The sequence below is a fragment of the Fictibacillus barbaricus genome (genome assembly GCF_014635025.1).
Classification (GTDB): domain Bacteria; phylum Bacillota; class Bacilli; order Bacillales; family Fictibacillaceae; genus Fictibacillus; species Fictibacillus barbaricus.
In genome coordinates this window covers 942,930-960,791 of the sequence record NZ_BMCE01000001.1, presented here as the reverse complement: position 1 = coordinate 960,791, position 17,862 = coordinate 942,930, and the positions used below count along the sequence as shown (strand labels likewise).

The window sequence follows — 17,862 nt, the reverse complement described above, 5'->3', positions numbered from 1 at the left end:
CTTAGCGCACTTTCCTTTCAATAACCTCTACTAAACGTTTTTTAACAGATTCAAGCGGCATTTGGCTGACAACCGGTGCCAGGAAACCGTGAATGATCAGACGTTCAGCTTCAGCTTTTGAAATACCGCGGCTCATGAGATAGAACAATTGGAGCGGATCAATCCGTCCTACTGAAGCAGCATGACCTGCAGTAACGTCATCTTCGTCGATTAAAAGAATAGGGTTCGCATCACCGCGTGCTTTTTCACTCAACATAAGAACACGCTCTGTTTGCTCACCATGAGATTTTGTAGCACCATGCTCGATTTTAGTAATACCGTTAAAAATGGAGCTCGCACTATCTTTCATTACCCCATGAGTCAGGATATAACCTTCAGAATGTTTTCCGTGGTTAAAGATCTGGGCAACGAAATTTTGTTTTTGATCGCCGCGTCCAATTGTTACAGTCTTTGTATCTGTAAATGAACCATCGCCGATTAAGTGTGTAGTATTATCAGAAACTGTGTTTCCGTCGTTAAACTGACCAAGCGCCCACTCGATGCGAGCATCTTTTGCAGCACGGCCTCGACGGTTTACATATGTTGTCATACCTTTAGCAAGGTTATCAACTGCACCAAACACCACTTTTGCGCCACTGCCTGCAAACACTTCAGCAACGATGTTTGCTACAGATTCAGTGTTTTCATTTGTAGAAAGGTAGTTTTCTACATACGTTACAGAACTGTTATCTTCTGCTGCAATGATTACGTGGTTAAACAATGCTGCCTCATCATCTTGATAATAAACAGCTTGAATCGGGGCAGAAAGTTCAACATTTTTTGGAACATATAGAAAAGCACCGTTCACGAAAAGGGCTGCATGCAACGCTGTTAAACGGTTTTCATCTACAGATACCGCACTCTTCATAAAATATTTTTTCACTAAGTCTTCATGTTCTTTTGCTGCCGTTAAAATATCTGTGTAAACAACACCTTGATCTTTTACAGCTTGCTCGAGAGCAAAGTAAACAGGTGTTCCATTATGGATAACAAGAACATTTTTCGCTTCTTCTTCTGAACCGATCAATGCCTTAACATCTTCAGGAAGTTCGTTAAAAGCGACTGGATTACCAGTTGCTTCATGTTTAAACTCAGTAAAATTCCATTTATCAATCTTTGTTTTATCCGGTTTAGGCATTGGCAGATTTTGAGCCAATTCCAATGCTTGCAAACGAAGCTCCTGCAGCCAAGCGGGTTCCTGTCTGCTGCTTGAAAAACCGTTTACGTAGTCCTTATCAAATCTTAGGCTCGTATCAACTGACATGTTTAGTCCCCCTTATTGCTTACGCTTCTTGACCAACAGTTTCGTCTTTAATTCCTAGTTCTTCTTTAATCCAGTCGTACCCTTCAGCCTCAAGACGTTGAGCTAGTTCAGGTCCGCCAGATTTTACGATGCGCCCTTGCATCATTACGTGTACTTTATCTGGTGTGATGTAGTTCAATAGACGCTGATAGTGAGTGATGATTAAGCAACCGAAATCAGGGCTGCGCATTTCGTTAACACCTTTAGCTACAACTTTAAGAGCATCGATATCAAGACCTGAGTCAATCTCATCAAGAATTGCAAGTTTTGGCTCAAGCATCATCATTTGAAGAATTTCGTTACGCTTCTTTTCTCCACCAGAAAATCCTTCGTTTAAGTATCGATGAGCAAACGCATTGTCCATTTCAAGATGATCCATCTTTTTATCCAATTCACGGATAAATTTCATTAGAGAAATTTCGTCGCCTTCTTCACGCTTTGCGTTTATCGCAGAGCGAAGGAAATCAGCGTTCGTAATACCGCTTACTTCAGATGGATATTGCATAGCTAGGAATAGTCCAGCTTGTGCACGCTCATCAACTTCCATCTCTAGAAGGTCTTCACCGTTGAACGTAACTTTACCAGAAGTTACTTCATACTTAGGGTGACCCATTAAAGCTGCAGAAAGAGTGGACTTTCCTGTTCCGTTTGGTCCCATGATCGCATGGATTTCTCCACCATTTATTTCGAGATCTAAACCTTTAATAATCTCTTTATCTTCAATAGATACACGAAGATCTTCAATCTTTAAATTAGGTGCTGACATAATACAACCTCCAATATGAAATCATTCTCAAGATTTTTTTGATAAAAGGCACAAAATAGCCATTCTCAATTTATTCTCATTCTAATCTTATAACAAATGAAAAGTATCTTCAAGGGAACGAGTCAGAAAGTAAGGGTTATTCTATTCAGTTCTAATCCCAAAACTTTATCATTGTATTCATTTCAAACGTTTTTCAATGATTTGAATGTTAAAAAGGCTTACTCACGAGGCAAAATACTACCTTTCTGAGTAAGCCTTTTACTTTCATATTTTAATTTCATATATTACGGCATTTGGTTCCTGATCGCATCTGCCGCTACTTCTAAGCCTTTTTTGTATTCTTTCTCACGGTCTTTCTCAACATCTAACCGTTTTTCCAAATCCCTTTCATACTCTGCAAAGCCACAACCGTGTGATTGGTGCATTGCCTTTTCCATTTCGGACGTATGTTTTACTTTAATGGGGTGGATAATGAATCAATCCTTTCGAAGTTAGTAATTATAGCGTAACAGCATCAGTCACAATGCTCAACTTGAGTTGATACACGAATTTACATCTCTAAAACGTCCATTGCGTTTATTATAAAGATCAGAGGTAAATCTCTCCGTTTTCCTGCATATTACGCTATATAACTTCCATTACCGTTAAGAGTGATTCTTAAACATGTTAGTATGGTCAATTAAAAATGGCTTATCAGTGGCGAGGATTATTTAATTCTTGGATACATTCTTGAACAAGCGTTACACCTTGACTCATGGCAGCTCCACCGCCAAATGCAGCTGAAACTCCTACAGCTTCAAGAATTTCATTTTCAGAACATCCTTGATCAAGACACCCTTTTGTGTGATAGATAATGCAATACTCATCTTGGGAATAAATACTGATGCCTAGTGCGATCAACTGCTTATACTTCTCTGAGATTTCTCCCTCTTTGAAACAATGACGAGTAAATTCATTAAAAGCATGTGTTAATTCAGGCATATTCTCGTTGTATTTTCCCAAACCTTCTTTATAACGAATCAGGTGATATTGAGCTGAGTTTGCACCTGGTAGAGGCTGTTCTTCTTGTTTCATTTCATTCACTCCTGTCACCAAAATAGTAAACAGGATTAGTATGGGTTATTACAGGAACGGTTATGTAATAAAAGATATTTCATAATGAGACAAGACAATCACATAAAAACACCTTAAGATCACATAAAAAATATGCTTTATCACATAATTTCTTCATTTGATCACATAAAAAATGAACCTAATCACATAAAAGTAACCATATAGACTGTAGTCACCTAAAAAAAAAGGATGTCTCACTACAGTAGTGAGACATCCTATACATTATTTATTCTGTTACCGGTACAACCGCGCCTTCATATTTCTTTTCAATGAAGTCTCCGATTTCTTTTGAACGCAATACTTCTATCAATGCCTTAACAGATTTCTTATCTTTATCACCTTCGCGAACTGTAATGATGTTTACGAATGGAGAATCAGAACCTTCAAGAGCAATTGCATCCTTTTGCGGGTTTAAACCAGCATCAATAGCATAGTTTGTGTTGATTAGAACGGCATCGCCTTCACCATTTTTATATGCTTTTGGCAGCATACCAGCGTCGACATCAGCTTTAAACTTAAGTTTCTTAGGATTCTCAGCGATATCTTTTACTTGTGCTTCATATCCTGCACCTTCTTTAACTTTGATCAAGCCTTCTTTTTCTAATAAAGCAAGCATACGTCCATGGTCAGCTACAGAGTTGGACATGATGATTGTTGCGCCTTCTGGCAGTTCATCAAGTGATTTGTACTTTTTAGAATATACACCGATCGGCTCAATGTGAATACCGCCTGCATTTTCAAATTTATAGCCATGGTCTTTCATTTGCGCCTCTAAATAGGGTATATGCTGAAAGTAGTTAGCACCGATCTCTTTTTCATCTAAAGACTTATTCGGTAGCACGTAGTCCTGGAACGTCTTGATTTCAAGCTCAACACCTTTTTCTTTTAAAAGGGGTTTTGCTTCTTCTAAGATTTCAGCGTGCGGAACATTAGATGCACCAACAACCAATTTCTCGTCGCTGATCCCGCCTTCCGTTTTATTCCCGCAAGCCGTAAGCGCTGCTGCAAGAAGAGCTAATAAAAGAAAAGATAATACTTTTTTCATGTGAAGTTCCTCCTTGTTGTCTAAACGTTATCTCTTATCTAGAGTAGTAGTGATTCGATCTCCTATCCATTGAATAATAAATACGATTATTAAGATAAGTACAGTTGATACAAGTGTCACATCTGCATTATCTCTTTGGTATCCTTCCATGTAGGCCAAGTTACCTAGCCCTCCTGCACCTACAACTCCAGCCATTGCGGTATAACTTACAAGTGCAATCGCCGTAACTGTAATTCCCGATACAAGAGCTGGCGTACTTTCAGGAATTAAGACTTTAAAGATGATCTGAGTATTTGTAGCTCCCATTGACTTAGCAGCTTCAATTACCCCTTTATTAATCTCTCTCAAAGCGATTTCAACCATACGAGCGTAAAATGGTGCAGCTCCTACGATTAACGCAGGAAGTGCTGCTTCTGCCCCAAGCATGGTACCTACAATAAAACGAGTAAATGGAATCAATAAAATGATTAAGATAATGAACGGGATCGAACGAAAGACGTTAACGATAATAGCGATAAGACTGTTTAAAAATTTATTTGCCCATAAGTTTCCTGGAGATGTCAAGAATAGAGCTAGCCCAAGCGCAAGGCCCAAAACAAAAGTTATGACCACTGATATAGCAGACATATAAAGTGTTTCTTGTGTCGCTTCTAAAAGAACATCCCATTGTACATTAGGGAACCATGTACTAAGCATTGTGAATCACCTCTACTTCAACCTGCACGCTGTTTAAGAACTCCATTGCGTTAGAAAGTGCAGCTTCAGAACCTTTTATCTGGATAAATAGCGTCCCATAAGGTCCATTTTGGGTTTGTGTAATTTTCCCTTGAAGGATATTAACATCTACTTCGTAGTTACGAATTAGTTCTGTAATTAATGGCTGTCCTGCCCGGCCGCCGACAAAAGTAAGCTGGACGATCCTGCCTTCAGGAAACTCCTGAATAAACTGCCTGATGGTATCTACTGTTTCTTCTGGCTCTGTGACCTGTTTAACAAAATCCTTAGTAATGGGTTCTTTTGGATTTTTGAAAACGTTTAGTACATCGCCTTCTTCTACTACTTTACCTTTTTCCATAACCGCAACACGATGACAGATCTTTCGAATAACATGCATTTCATGGGTAATGAGAACGATTGTTAATCCTAGCTTCTGGTTGATTTCAACTAGAAGATCAAGAATGCTGTCAGTTGTTTTAGGATCAAGAGCGGAGGTAGCTTCATCACACAAAAGAACCTTTGGCTCATTTGCAAGAGCACGAGCGATACCCACACGCTGCTTTTGCCCGCCACTTAATTGTGAAGGATAGGAGCCGCCTCTGCCCTCTAAACCTACAAGATCGATCAGTTCATCAACGCGCTGTTTGATCCTATCCTTTGGATAGCCGGCAATCTCCAGCGGAAATGCAATGTTTTCTCTTACTGTACGAGACCATAAGAGATTAAAGTGCTGAAAGATCATACTAATCTCTTGTCTGGCTTCTCTTAACTTTTTAGAAGAAAGTTCTGACATGTTTTTCCCGCCGATTGTAACGGTTCCGCTGGTAGGACGCTCTAACATGTTAAGGATTCGAATAAGGGTACTCTTACCAGCACCGCTATATCCAATAATCCCGTAGATTTCTCCTTGTCTTATGTTTAAATCTACCGTATCAACAGCCTTTACCTCACCATCCTTGGTTTGAAAGACTTTACGGACTGACTGTAAATTAATCAAGATCCTTACCTCATTTCTTATCTAAATAAAAAATGCCTTTCTGCTTCAATATGAGCAGAAAGGCATATAGTATTCTATGCACGTTCTCCTCATCTCCCAAGGCTTATAAAGCCTCGCAGGAATTGGCACCTTTCTAGTTCTATAGTTAGACAATAGATCTAGCGGTTGCCGGGTTTCATAGGGCCAGTCCCTCCACCTCTCGTGATAAGTAAAAGTGTTACTTTATTCAGTTAATTCGTTTCATGTTTTGAATCACTGTGAAGAATATTATCACCCTTGTCGATATGTGTCAAATATTTTTTGCACTTTTTAATAAAACCCCTGCAGATATTTGCTCCCAATGCGAGCTCAGATAAAAAATGGCTTCCCATTTTAATCGCTGCCTAAGTGTTCCATGAAATTCAATCATCTCTTGACGCAACAAAGTGGTTAGCTTCATCTTCCCTTCTAACATTAAAGAAAGATATCTCGGATCCCCTGTAAACGTTACAGTTCTGTTCCGCTCTCCCTCTCTGTATTCAATCCTTAGGGTAAATTCATTATTAAAATTAAAGTTTGGTTTAACCGGGATATTATAAAGTGGCAGATACGGACTTTTGGCAATTTGGTCTTCATAGTGATGGATATCCAACATTAAAAATCCCCCCCGAATTGGTTGTTACTTCACCGATTCGAGAGGAATATTCATATACCTTTATAAACTCTTCGACAGCTGCAAGGAATCGTTATTGGTATTGCGACAGGTTTACTCACAATTAGTGTTTATGTTTATTTTTATGCTGTTTTTGTTGCTGATTTTTAGCACTTTTGTTGTTTGTCATCCGTTTCTTTGCAAATTCTTTTGGTTTTTTTTCTTTTGGTACAGCTTTTTTTTCTTTTTGCGGCTGGTCATTGTCTCTATTGTTGTATTTGTCATGTTTGTTGCTTTGAATTGAATTGGATTTTTTAGGATTAACTATTTTTTTTTCTTTAGTTTTATTCAGGTGTTGCTTGTGATCAAGGTTTTGTTGTATCTTATGATCTACATTCATTTTAGGCTGCTGTTGTTTTATCTCTTGTTTGATCTCGTGCTTCGACGACTTAATCTGACGAGGATGCGGTACTACTTTTATATCCTTTTCAGAAGATGCATTTACCTTTAATTCTTGAAATTTAACTTCTTTTATCTTTTTTTCTGTATACGGTTTCCCGTTTTTCTTGGCTTTTTGGAAAGCCGTATATCTTCCGGAAGACACTCCTAGCTGTTTAGCCTTCTTACGGGTATCCTCATTCGTTTCAGATACTGTAATAGCCACCGGGTATTGGACGACCGCTTTTTTTACGATCGTATTTACCGCTTGGTCTAAGGCGGTTTCTGTCTCTTTATTGCTGGACTTTTTCGATATTGTTGTAATCAGCATAGACTGATCTGCCTTCATGTAACCTTCTGCTTCATAAGCTTTAATTAATTGATCAGCAAATATTTCAAACAAGAGTGAATCATCTGCTGAAAGGTTGTATTTTTCTATAATATGCTTTGCTTCTTCATTAAACGTATCAATTTCTATAACGTTCATATCTTCATCTACGCCTACTTCTAGGCTCGGGTTGATATCAAAGCTTACATATGCTGCAGCTGCAGGCTGACTGCTAGTCGGCATCAAACCTGATATAAAGAGAAAAGCAACTAAAGCCGCGACCGATAGAGAGATTGATGGCAACACAAAAAGACTTCTTTTTCTTTGTGAAAAATAAGAAGCCTGATACTCATTGCCTACAAGAGGCTTTTTACCTGCTGGTACTTTTACCGTAACAAATGTTCCGTCCCTCATAAGCAAAGTAGCCTTTTTATTTGTTACTTCAATCACAATGCCGCTGCCTTTTTTCAATGATATCCCTCCCGCATGTAGCAGGATCAGTATAGATTACAGGTAAGAGAAGACGTATTCTCTCTTACCATGTAATCATCATTACCTCACCTTAAGGCTGAATGTATGATTTCAGCGCTTGAAAATCGCCTAAATATATAAGTGATACTGCTATTATATACTTTCGATTTCTCTCTATGGTTTTACGACTACAGGATACCATATTTAACAAATCTTTTATCGGTAATTGTTTCTTTTCTTTCAGAAATGCGGCAAGTTCTTCGTTTTCAGCTAAAAGTCGCGCGATCTCTTTAGCATTTTCACGCGCATCAACATGCTTAGGACAGTGTTTACTTAACACTTTAAAGTTTAAGCCGAATGATTTTAAAAGTTTTTGGTATTCTTCGATCTCGTATACACGATTTTCAACTTGAATTTGATCTTCAAAGTGGTCCATTGCAGCCTTTTGTTCTGCATAACTTTCTTCTAAGCGTCCTTCTTCATCTTCCTCATCTGGCTGTAAGAAGATAAGTCTGTTCTGGCGGACTTCTTTTCGAATATAGTCAATGACTCTTCGTCTGATAACCATATCCGCAAAGGATAAGAAACGGCTTCCTTGTCCTTCCTGGTATTGATCAATCGCTTCATTAAAGGCAAAAAGACCTACACTAAATTCATCCATTGTACGATCTATATATTGACTGCAAACTTTTGACGTCACTTTTTTAATGAATGGCTGGTAATCACCGATTAATTCATTTCTTAGTTTCTCATCGTTTCTTTCTTGGATCGTTAGAACTTTATCTTCTATGCTAGTTAGTTTTTTCTTTGCTATCGGAAATACTGCATTTAGGTTTAAAGATGTCATGATTATCAATCACCTCTGTTAAAAAAATTACGTTCAATTATTCCAGGAAATCTTTTGTTTTTGTTATAAAAGTAAAATCATTCTTATTTACCACAATTAGCCCAGGAGCAAACATACAAACAAGCTCTCCTATTCATTTATACCATGACTTTTGACATTTGTAGGATACAGTTCTATAACAATGTTACAGCGCTCGTAACATTTGTGACGTTATTGTTAAAGTACTGAATACACAAAACTAACTGATAATTTAGCGATTTTTTTAAAAGCCCTATATCACAAGGGTTATGATGGATTTTAAATCAAAAAGCACACCCTTCATTGTTACAGAAGAGTGTGCCGCCGACATTAAATTCCCATTTTTTTCTTGCTTAATTACCCCCGAAAAAGCTATTTTTTTGTAGAATTAGATACTCATGATCAAAATATGGGCATTTTCCCACACTTTTTTTCAACGGATTTTATTCCTTATCCAATAATTTTAACATAGATTGATAAATATTTCCAGCTGATTGCAAGGCATAAATTCGATTGATCGCAATACCTCTTGAGAGAATAAGTAAGCACGGAACACTTGTTATACCATATTTAGAAGCAAGTTCAGGCATTTCGTTTATATTGCTAACCCCTACTTGTATGGATTCGGCTCTTTGAACCCGAATCGTCTCTACAGCCACTTCAAACATCTTTTTCCCCATCTTACATGTACCGCATAATGGGGTCTCCAAGTATAAAAAGAATGGTTGATGCAGAGATTGATCTATAACTGTTTCCCAATTACTACGTGTGATTTCTTTCATCATTTACTCCGTTATTTATCTAATGATAGTTTAAGCCGCTTCTCATTATCTTGAGAAGGCCGCCCTCTTCCATCTGTATTATTCGTTACAAAAAATAAACCGACTTCTTTAATAAGGATATCACGAATTCGTACTTGTTTGGTAACGATTACGTCTGGCTCTTTGGAAAATGTATTGACTGTTATTTGATCTGAATGCGGTTTTCGGTCCATTTTCCAGCCTTAAATATTCATTTCCGCCATTCTGTTTAAAGTAGTTCCATCAGCTTGATATGGGTAATAAGCATATGCTTTTTTGTTGTTTCAAACTGTATGTCTTATAAACCTAAGAAAACCTCCTTTCCCCGCATCAGAAATCTTCTTTAAGATTCAGGGGAAAAGAGGTAAGTTTTTACTTTGGCCTTTGAAACAATCCTTCTGTTCGTAAACTAATCCATATCTCACTTTGGGAGCTGTTAATTTGCCAGGGTATATTTAAATTTTTAGCGATGACATCATGTCATACAGGTTGTTTGTCTTCGTTGTTTTATAATTACATCCATTAACTAAAGTAAAAGACGTTCATATATAAACCCATTTTTTCATCATCACTATCCTAAACAATTCTTATGAATATTAAAGTGTGCACCCACCAATATTTTTGCAAGGTACATCAGTGGTGTTTTTGCAACTTCTCTGTACATTTTATTAATATATAAATGCTCTGCATTCGGAAGCTCGCGTTGTAGCTGTTTTCTTAATTTGTGGCCTGCATCATCAGCATCCACCAAGATATATACATCTCGATCTTCTATAGCTAATGCAAGCTCTTCTAATTTATCCAAACCTAATGTTCCGTTTGTACAAATGATTTCCACAGGTTCATCTAAGATGGCCGCTAGTTTATCTTTATCTGATTTTCCTTCGACAATGATCACTTTATTTATGCTTTCATTCATTACTCATCTCTCCTATACGTTGAAGAACTATTAAATGAATGCATCGCTTAGATTATATATTTGCTTTATTTTATTAAAATCCTGCAAGAGATGTTCTTTATTACTATACCCCTTTTTCCTATATTCCTACTCTTATATGAAAGTCGTATGCGTTTTGTCCTAATTCTTTGTAAAAGTGTTTGGTTTCCTAGTAATTGAGGGAAAAAGGAGGCATAAACAAAATAGGGAGGAGTGTTAAAATGCCAAAAACAGAAGCAAAAATGAGCCGAGCAGAAGCAGGCCGCTTAGGTGGAGAAAAAACTTCCAAGTCTCGAGGGAAGGAGTTTTATCAGGAAATTGGAAAAAAGGGCGGTTCTTCTACCGCAAAAAAACATAGCAGTGAGTTTTATCAAGAAATAGGGAGAAGAGGCGGCAGCACAACATCCCGCACCCATAGTAAAACCTTCTATCAGCAAATAGGAAAAAAAGGGGGTATAACAACCTCTCAGAATCAAGATAAGAATTTTTATCAGAAAATAGGAGCTAAAGGCGGAAGTGCTGGACGACAAAAGGGTGATTGAGAAAATTAAGCAAAAAGAGGATGAATGCAAACTATTCGTTTGACATCATCCTCTTTTTTTCTCTAGCACCAGCCCTTGTCACATTCGTCTACATATTTTGATGGGTTCGGAATCTCTGGCGATTTGTCACGTTTATATATTTTATCCGCATCAAATTCAAATCCCTCAGCCATTTCATATAAATTCCCCTGATTCGTGAAACGAATTTGACCGATTTCATCTTTATCCAGGTATAGGGACATCGAGCCGCCTTTCATTTTTCCAAATACTCTTGATGTCACATCGCGTCTATCTTGGTTCATAAAAAAATCCCTCCAAAAAAGAATAGCAGTATGTCTATTCTTTCCTGAAGAGATTCTTTTCATTAATCTTCTTTAATTAATTCTTCGTATTGTTCAGCAGTCATTAATTTTTCAAGCTCAGAGGAATCTGAAAGCTCTACCACTACCATCCATGCTTTCTCATATGGAGATTCGTTAACAAGCTCAGGGCTGTCATCAAGATCAGCGTTAACTTCTACAACTTTTCCAGAAACAGGAGCATAAAGCTCAGAAACTGTCTTTACAGATTCTACGCTGCCGAATGGCTCGTCTGCAGTAAGTTCATCACCAACTTCAGGAAGCTCAACGAACACGATATCTCCTAGCTCGTCTTGTGCAAATGCAGTAATACCGATACGAACTTTATTTCCTTCTTCTGTTTTTGTCCACTCGTGTTCTTCTGAATAGCGTAATTCTTTTGGAAATTCCATGTGTAATCCCTCCAGCTTTTTCTTTGTTTTTATAAGAACTACAATAAAAAATTTTTATCATAGTTAGTAACGCATCACTTTTTCCAAGTCTTTTCGTATTGTTCTTCTTTAAATCCAACTGTGACCTGCTTGCCATCTGTTGCAATCGGTCTTTTAATGAGCATACCATCACTTGCCAAAAGTTCTAGCAGTTCTTCTTCAGTAGCCGTTTTCATTTTCTCTTTCATACCCAACTCGCGATATTTCATCCCGCTCGTATTAAAGAACTTCTTTATCTCTAATCCGCTTAACTGAATCAGATTCTTGAGCTCTTCTTTTGTAGGAGGGTTGTCCACTATATGTACAGGTTCAAAGGCTACATCATTTTCTTTCAGCCACTTTTTAGCCTTTTGACATGTGGAGCATTTTGGATATTCATAAACTTTCAGTATCATAATATCACCCCTATTCATAGTACCACAAAATAGTGTCACCAATAAAACAAGAAATTCTACACTTTTTAAAATTTGTTTAAAGAAAAAAAGCCCTCTTACATACGTAAGAGGGAAGATAGAATTTGAAGGATAGCGTGAATAGATTCAATTAAACAATATAACGTTCTTCCTCAAGAAGCTGCACAGCCATCTCGCGCTTCTTCTTAATCACATTGATTGGTGTGTGACGAGTTAATTTCTTTAATGCAGATAACATCATACGCAGCATATCGCCTTCTTCTGCAGCGATAATGGATTCTTTTGCATGAGCTTCAATACGGTTAAAGGCTTCCTGACAATAAACTTCTGTATATAGAAGTTTTTGTTTTGCCTTTTCGGCTCCAGATCTGCCGATTGCTTTTTCAGTACGTAATAATACAGATTCCATGCTATAGATTTCACTGATTATATCAGCAAGGTTTGACAATACTTCCTGCTCTTTTTCCAAATTCGTACCAAATTTCTGTACCGCTAGGCCGGCCGTCATCAAGAAGATCTTCTTAGCCATGGAAACTAAGTACTTTTCTTGATCAAGGGCTTCGGAACCAACTTCAATAGGCATCAACATCATCAATTCTTGCTGAAGAGCTGTTGCTTTTTGAATAAGCGGCAATTCATTCTTCATTGCTTTCTTGACAAGTGTTCCTGGTACAAGTAAACGGTTGATCTCGTTAGTTCCTTCAAAGATGCGGTTAATACGAGAGTCACGGTAAGCCCCTTCGATCTCATACTCAGACATGAAGCCATAACCACCGTGAATTTGAACTCCTTCATCTACTACATAATCAAGGGCTTCTGATGCTGATACTTTGTTTAATGAACATTCAATCGCATACTCTGCGATCGCCTTCGCTAATTCACGGCCATCTTTTTGCTTTTCATCTGATAAAGCACCAAGACGGTTTTCAAACAAACCGACTGTTCTGTATACAGAGCTTTCAGCAGCATAGGTTTGAACAGCCATGTTAGCAAGCTTTTCTTGGATTAAGCTGAAAGAACTGATCTTGCGTTTGAATTGCTGACGCTCGTTTGCATATTTTACAGACACTTCAAATGCACGTTTTGCAGCACCCACACAGCCTAAAGCCAGCTTATAACGACCAATATTCAAGATATTAAAGGCGATAAGGTGCCCTTTGCCTGCTTCCCATAATAAATTTTCTTTTGGAACAGCTACATCCTCTAGAATCAATGTACGTGTAGAAGAACTCTTGATTCCCATCTTCTTTTCTTCTGGCCCAGTTGATACACCTGGGAAGTCTCTTTCCACGATAAAAGCAGAGAACTGCTCACCATCAATCTTTGCATAAACAACGAAAACATCAGCAAATGCAGAGTTCGTGATCCACTGTTTCTCGCCGTTAAGGACATAATGTGTACCTTCTGAATTCAGTTTTGCTGTTGTTCGTGCGCCAAGTGCATCTGAACCTGAGCCTGGTTCTGTCAGTGCATACGCAGCGATCTTTTCACCTGTTGCAAGTTCCGGCAAGTACTTTTTCTTCTGTTCTTCATTTCCAAAAAGAACGATTGGAAGAGAACCGATCCCCACATGAGCACCGTAACTGATCGAAAAACCGCGTCCGCGTGCAAACTTCTCAGTGATTAATGAAGAAGAAATCTTATCAAGTCCAAGACCGCCATATTCTTCTGGTACATCTGCTCCTAGAAGTCCAAGCTCCCCTGCCTTTGTTAACAGCTTGCGGGATACTTCAAAGTCATGATCCTCCATCTTTTCCAGTTGAGGCACAACTTCCTTTATAATAAAATCTTCAGTAGTTTTTGCAATCATCAGATGTTCTTCAGAAAAATCTTCCGGTGTGTAAATATCTTCTGCAGCAAGGTCTTCAATTAAGAAACTGCCTCCAATAATTTGTTTTTCCGCTGTGTTTGACATTCTTTCTCCTCCTTTTTATCCTACAAGTTCGAATACGCCAGCAGCACCCATTCCGCCGCCGATGCACATCGTGACAATTCCAAACTGCTCATTGCGGCGTTTCATTTCGTGTAATAGCGTAAGTGTTAATTTTGTACCTGAGCACCCTAACGGATGGCCGAGTGCGATTGCTCCACCGTTTACATTTACTTTTTCTTCAGGCAGGTTCAGTTCACGAATAACCTGCACGCTCTGAGAAGCAAATGCTTCGTTCAGCTCAAATAATCCAATATCCGATAATTCGAGCCCCGCCATTTTTAGTGCTTTAGGGATGGCAGCAACAGGTCCGACTCCCATAATGTCAGGTGCAACTCCCGCTACAGCAAATGAACGGAATTTTAACAATGGCGTTAACCCTTCTGCCTCTGCTTTTTCTCGGTTCATAACAAGAACAGTTGCTGCTCCATCACTTGTTTGCGAGGAGTTTCCTGCTGTTACAGATCCCGTGGGTGTAAAGGCAGGACGCAGCTTGCCCAGGACATCAAGTGATGTATCAGGGCGTACACCTTCATCAACGGATACGGCAATCTCTTTTTCTACAAGTTTGGATTGCTCATCAAGCCAGCGTTTCATAACATGCACAGGTACGATCTCATCATTAAACTTGCCTTCTTTGATTGCCGCAGCTGCTTTTTGATGACTGCGAACTGCAAACTCATCTTGATCCTGCCTAGAAACACCAAATCTTCGAGCTACTTCCTCTGCCGTGTGACCCATCCCCATATAATATTGAGGAACCGTTTCAACTAAGTATGGATTTGGCTTTACAACGTGGCCCACCACAGGTACTAAGCTCATGGATTCCGCACCGCCTGCAAGAATCGCTTCTGCAGCACCGAGCATGATTTTCTCTGCTCCGTATGCAATACTCTGCAAACCGGATGAACAAAAGCGGTTGATCGTAATGGCAGGAACGGTTTCTGGCAAGCCTGCTCTGGCACCAATCAGACGCGCCATGTTCATGCCTTGTTCAGCTTCAGGGACAGCACATCCAATGATTAGATCATCGATCGGACCGCTATAATCACCTGCACGTTTTAACGTTTCTTTTATCGTTACTGCAGCCAGTTCATCTGGTCTCATATGTGCAAAAGAACCTTTTTTTGCTTTACCTACTGCTGTTCTTGCACCTGCTACTATTACTGCCTCTTTTAACATTGAATTCTTCCCCCCTTAGTTTCTTAGCGGCTTGCCTTTTACAAGCATGTGCTGCATTCTTGCCTGGCTTTTTGGTTCTCCAGCTAGACTGAGGAACGCTTCTCTTTCAAGGTCAAGCAAGTATTGCTCATCCACAAGTGTTCCTTCTGGCACTCTTCCTCCAGCTATAACGAATGCTAGTTTCTTGGCAATTTTGAGATCATGTTCTGAAATATACTGGCTGAAGTGCATCGTTTGAGCACCTAAAGCAAGCGTGGCATACCCTGCTTCACCGACAACCGGAATCTTCTTTCTAACAGGAGGTGTGTACCCAAGATCAGCGAGTGCAAGCACTTGAGTTTTTGCATCGTGTAAAAGGTGGTCCCCATTTACAGAGATGCTGTCTTCTTTTCGTAAGAAACCTAGTTTTCCAGCTTCTTGAGCTGATGTTGAAACCTTGGCCATCGCAATCGTCTCGAATGCTTGGTTTGCAACCTTTTGCAGATCACCCTTCGATCCTTCAGGGAGCTGTTCTAATAGACGCAGATATAGTTCCTTGTTTCCTCCACCGCCCGGAATTAGGCCGACACCCGTCTCAACAAGTCCCATATAAGTCTCAGATGACATTTGAAGTCTTGCTGCAGGCAACGAAACTTCCACTCCACCGCCTAGTGTCATGCCAAAATTGGCTGCAACCACAGGTCTTGCACTATAACGGACCCTTGCCATCGCTTGTTGAAATTGACGGACCATCATATCTAGTTCAAAGAAATTATCATCTTGTGCTTCCATTAAGATCAGCATAAGATTAGCACCAACACAGAAGTTTTTGCCTTGATTTCCGATTACAAGCCCCTTGTAATTCTTTTCAACTTCATCGATCGCTTGATGAAGCATCATGATGATCTCTGGTCCGATCGCATTGTTTGGAGAAGTGAACTCCAGACCTGCCACATCATCGCCAAGATCAATTAAAGTTGCTCCACCGTTCTTAGTGATCACGTTGCCCTTCTCTTTTAAGCGGCTTAGATGAATAACTTTTTTGTTTTCTTCAACAGGTAAATATGTTCCATGATGGTAGTAGGACTTATCACCTTCTGCTTTTGTGTAGAAAGATGTTTTTTCAGAGCGAATCATTTCTTCGATCCACTGAGGGATCGTTTCTCCTTCAGCTTTCATTCTTTCTACTGATTCTTGAAGACCGATTGCATCCCAAATCTCAAACGGACCATGCTCCCAGCCGAATCCCCATTTCATAGCTTGATCAATGGCAACTAGGTCATCCGCAATTTCATAGCACTTTTCTGCTGAATATAAAAGCACTGGCTTGATGATATTCCAGAGCAGTTTCCCTGCTCTGTCATCGCTATATAAAAGCGCTTTCACTTTCTGGTTTGTTGTTTTCATTTGTTTGGCTGCTTCAAGTGTTGCTGTTTTCATCTTGGAGCGCGGTTTATATTCAAGAGTTGCAGGATCGAGCTCTAGAATCTCACTTCCTGTATTGCTTTTTTGCTTTAAATAAAATCCTTGCCCGGTCTTGCTTCCTGTCCATCCTTTATCGACCATTTCATTCAGAAAAGCAGGAATCTCAAATACTTCTTTTTCTTTCCCATCAACTTGTTCGTACACGTTGCGGGCAACATGCAGAAATGTATCAAGACCAACAACATCAAGCGTTCTAAAAGTAGCTGATTTCGGACGGCCGATGAGCGGGCCAGTAACTGAATCAACTTCTCCTACGCTGTATCCCTGTTTCAGCATCTCTTGCATCGTAACCATCAGTCCGTATGTCCCAATGCGATTAGCGATAAAGTTTGGTGTGTCTTTCGCTTCAACGACGCCTTTTCCTAGTACATTCTCACCAAAGTTACGCATAAATTGAACAACTTCCGGCTTTGTATCGTCAGTAGGAATAATCTCAAGAAGCTTTAAATATCTTGGTGGATTAAAGAAATGCGTACCTAGAAAATGAGCTTTAAAGTCTTCTGATCGTCCTTCTGCCATGGCCCGAATGGAGATTCCAGACGTATTGGACGTTATGATGCTTCCCGGTTTACGGTATTGATCAACTTTTTCAAAAAGTTTCTGCTTTACATCTAAACGTTCTACAACGACTTCAATGATCCAGTCAACGTCATTTAATTTTTCTAAATCATCCGTTAAGTTTCCAATCGAAATCAACTCAAGGTTTTCTTTTACCGCGAGCGGAGCCGGCTTTTGTTTTAGTAATTTTTGTGTAGCAGACAATGTAAATTTGTTTCGGAAGGTCGGGTGATCTTCTGTGATTCCCTTTGCTTTTTCCTCTTCACTTAAAGAAGGCGGTACGATATCCAGTAGTAAAGTTGGTATTCCGACGTTTGCTAAGTGAGCGGCGATGCCTGATCCCATAACACCAGAACCCAGTATGGCAGCTTTTCGGATTTCTCGAGACAAAATAGACTTCCTCCTTTATTGAATGAATACTCATTCATTTTTTAACCATAAAAAAATAATCAACCTATACTCAATATAAAATATATTCAGAATTTTAGCAATAGTTGAGAGCTATTTCTTTCAAATAAGGAAATTGTTTTAAT

The 17,862-nt window shown here is 39.1% G+C and carries 20 protein-coding genes and 1 riboswitch; of the genes, 1 reads left to right on the top strand and 19 read right to left on the bottom strand.

Annotation, left to right across the window (positions count from 1 at the left end):
* Position 1: 1 nt before the first annotated feature.
* The 13 genes from sufD to IEV52_RS04555 all read right to left on the bottom strand — a co-directional run bounded on the left by sufD (position 2) and on the right by IEV52_RS04555 (position 10,432).
* Positions 2–1,303, bottom strand: coding sequence for a Fe-S cluster assembly protein SufD (sufD, locus tag IEV52_RS04615; protein ID WP_188401325.1), 1,302 nt, complete (start codon positions 1,301–1,303; stop codon positions 2–4).
* Between the two features lie 19 nt (positions 1,304–1,322).
* On the bottom strand, positions 1,323–2,108 hold the full coding sequence (sufC, locus tag IEV52_RS04610) for a Fe-S cluster assembly ATPase SufC (protein WP_077359600.1): 786 nt from the start codon (positions 2,106–2,108) through the stop codon (positions 1,323–1,325).
* 284 nt (positions 2,109–2,392) lie between these two features.
* Positions 2,393–2,545, bottom strand: a complete 153-nt coding sequence (locus IEV52_RS04605) for a YuzK family famiily protein (RefSeq protein ID WP_188401324.1) — start codon at positions 2,543–2,545, stop codon at positions 2,393–2,395.
* Positions 2,546–2,801: 256 nt separating this feature from the next.
* A complete protein-coding gene (locus IEV52_RS04600) occupies positions 2,802–3,182 on the bottom strand; it encodes a carboxymuconolactone decarboxylase family protein (protein ID WP_188401323.1) in 381 nt (126 codons plus the stop codon).
* A gap of 265 nt (positions 3,183–3,447) precedes the next feature.
* Entirely contained in the window at positions 3,448–4,266 is an 819-nt protein-coding gene (locus IEV52_RS04595; protein WP_188401322.1) for a MetQ/NlpA family ABC transporter substrate-binding protein, read from the bottom strand.
* A gap of 27 nt (positions 4,267–4,293) precedes the next feature.
* Positions 4,294–4,962, bottom strand: coding sequence for a methionine ABC transporter permease (locus tag IEV52_RS04590; protein ID WP_188401321.1), 669 nt, complete (start codon positions 4,960–4,962; stop codon positions 4,294–4,296).
* The gene (locus IEV52_RS04585) at positions 4,955–5,980 is read right to left on the bottom strand and encodes a methionine ABC transporter ATP-binding protein (RefSeq protein WP_188401320.1); all 1,026 of its coding nucleotides are present in this window, start codon (positions 5,978–5,980) and stop codon (positions 4,955–4,957) included. The genes IEV52_RS04590 and IEV52_RS04585 overlap by 8 nt, the downstream gene beginning before the upstream one ends.
* 86 nt (positions 5,981–6,066) lie before the next feature.
* Positions 6,067–6,191: riboswitch (SAM riboswitch) on the bottom strand.
* Between the two features lie 78 nt (positions 6,192–6,269).
* Complete coding sequence (locus IEV52_RS04580) at positions 6,270–6,614, bottom strand: hypothetical protein (RefSeq protein WP_188401319.1); 345 nt, start codon at positions 6,612–6,614, stop codon at positions 6,270–6,272.
* 121 nt (positions 6,615–6,735) lie between these two features.
* Positions 6,736–7,848 (bottom strand): anti-sigma-I factor RsgI family protein, encoded by a 1,113-nt coding sequence (locus tag IEV52_RS04575; RefSeq protein WP_188401318.1) that lies wholly within the window; start codon positions 7,846–7,848, stop codon positions 6,736–6,738.
* Between the two features lie 91 nt (positions 7,849–7,939).
* On the bottom strand, positions 7,940–8,695 hold the full coding sequence (gene sigI, locus IEV52_RS04570; protein ID WP_188401317.1) for an RNA polymerase sigma-I factor: 756 nt from the start codon (positions 8,693–8,695) through the stop codon (positions 7,940–7,942).
* 461 nt (positions 8,696–9,156) lie between these two features.
* Positions 9,157–9,498: a thioredoxin family protein gene (locus IEV52_RS04565; protein WP_229754188.1), complete on the bottom strand. Its 342-nt coding sequence runs from the start codon at positions 9,496–9,498 to the stop codon at positions 9,157–9,159.
* An 8-nt stretch (positions 9,499–9,506) separates the two neighbouring features.
* On the bottom strand, positions 9,507–9,707 hold the full coding sequence (locus tag IEV52_RS04560; protein WP_188401316.1) for a hypothetical protein: 201 nt from the start codon (positions 9,705–9,707) through the stop codon (positions 9,507–9,509).
* A 377-nt stretch (positions 9,708–10,084) separates the two neighbouring features.
* Positions 10,085–10,432, bottom strand: coding sequence for a toprim domain-containing protein (locus tag IEV52_RS04555; RefSeq protein ID WP_188401315.1), 348 nt, complete (start codon positions 10,430–10,432; stop codon positions 10,085–10,087).
* 239 nt (positions 10,433–10,671) lie between these two features.
* Between IEV52_RS04555 and IEV52_RS04550 the strand changes: the two genes are divergently transcribed.
* Positions 10,672–10,992 carry a KGG domain-containing protein gene (locus IEV52_RS04550; protein WP_188401314.1) on the top strand — a complete coding sequence of 107 codons (321 nt, stop codon included), beginning with the start codon at positions 10,672–10,674 and terminating at the stop codon, positions 10,990–10,992.
* A gap of 62 nt (positions 10,993–11,054) precedes the next feature.
* Here IEV52_RS04550 and IEV52_RS04545 read toward each other — a convergent pair whose 3' ends face one another.
* The 6 genes from IEV52_RS04545 to IEV52_RS04520 form a co-directional block, all read right to left on the bottom strand.
* Entirely contained in the window at positions 11,055–11,294 is a 240-nt protein-coding gene (locus tag IEV52_RS04545; protein WP_188401313.1) for a YusG family protein, read from the bottom strand.
* Between the two features lie 62 nt (positions 11,295–11,356).
* Positions 11,357–11,743 carry a glycine cleavage system protein GcvH gene (gene gcvH / locus IEV52_RS04540; RefSeq protein ID WP_066239057.1) on the bottom strand — a complete coding sequence of 129 codons (387 nt, stop codon included), beginning with the start codon at positions 11,741–11,743 and terminating at the stop codon, positions 11,357–11,359.
* Positions 11,744–11,817: 74 nt separating this feature from the next.
* The gene (locus tag IEV52_RS04535; RefSeq protein WP_188401312.1) at positions 11,818–12,177 is read right to left on the bottom strand and encodes an arsenate reductase family protein; all 360 of its coding nucleotides are present in this window, start codon (positions 12,175–12,177) and stop codon (positions 11,818–11,820) included.
* Between the two features lie 148 nt (positions 12,178–12,325).
* A complete protein-coding gene (locus IEV52_RS04530) occupies positions 12,326–14,110 on the bottom strand; it encodes an acyl-CoA dehydrogenase family protein (RefSeq protein WP_188401311.1) in 1,785 nt (594 codons plus the stop codon).
* A gap of 15 nt (positions 14,111–14,125) precedes the next feature.
* A complete protein-coding gene (locus tag IEV52_RS04525; RefSeq protein ID WP_188401310.1) occupies positions 14,126–15,307 on the bottom strand; it encodes an acetyl-CoA C-acetyltransferase in 1,182 nt (393 codons plus the stop codon).
* 15 nt (positions 15,308–15,322) lie between these two features.
* Positions 15,323–17,719: a 3-hydroxyacyl-CoA dehydrogenase/enoyl-CoA hydratase family protein gene (locus IEV52_RS04520; protein WP_188401309.1), complete on the bottom strand. Its 2,397-nt coding sequence runs from the start codon at positions 17,717–17,719 to the stop codon at positions 15,323–15,325.
* Positions 17,720–17,862: the final 143 nt, after the last annotated feature.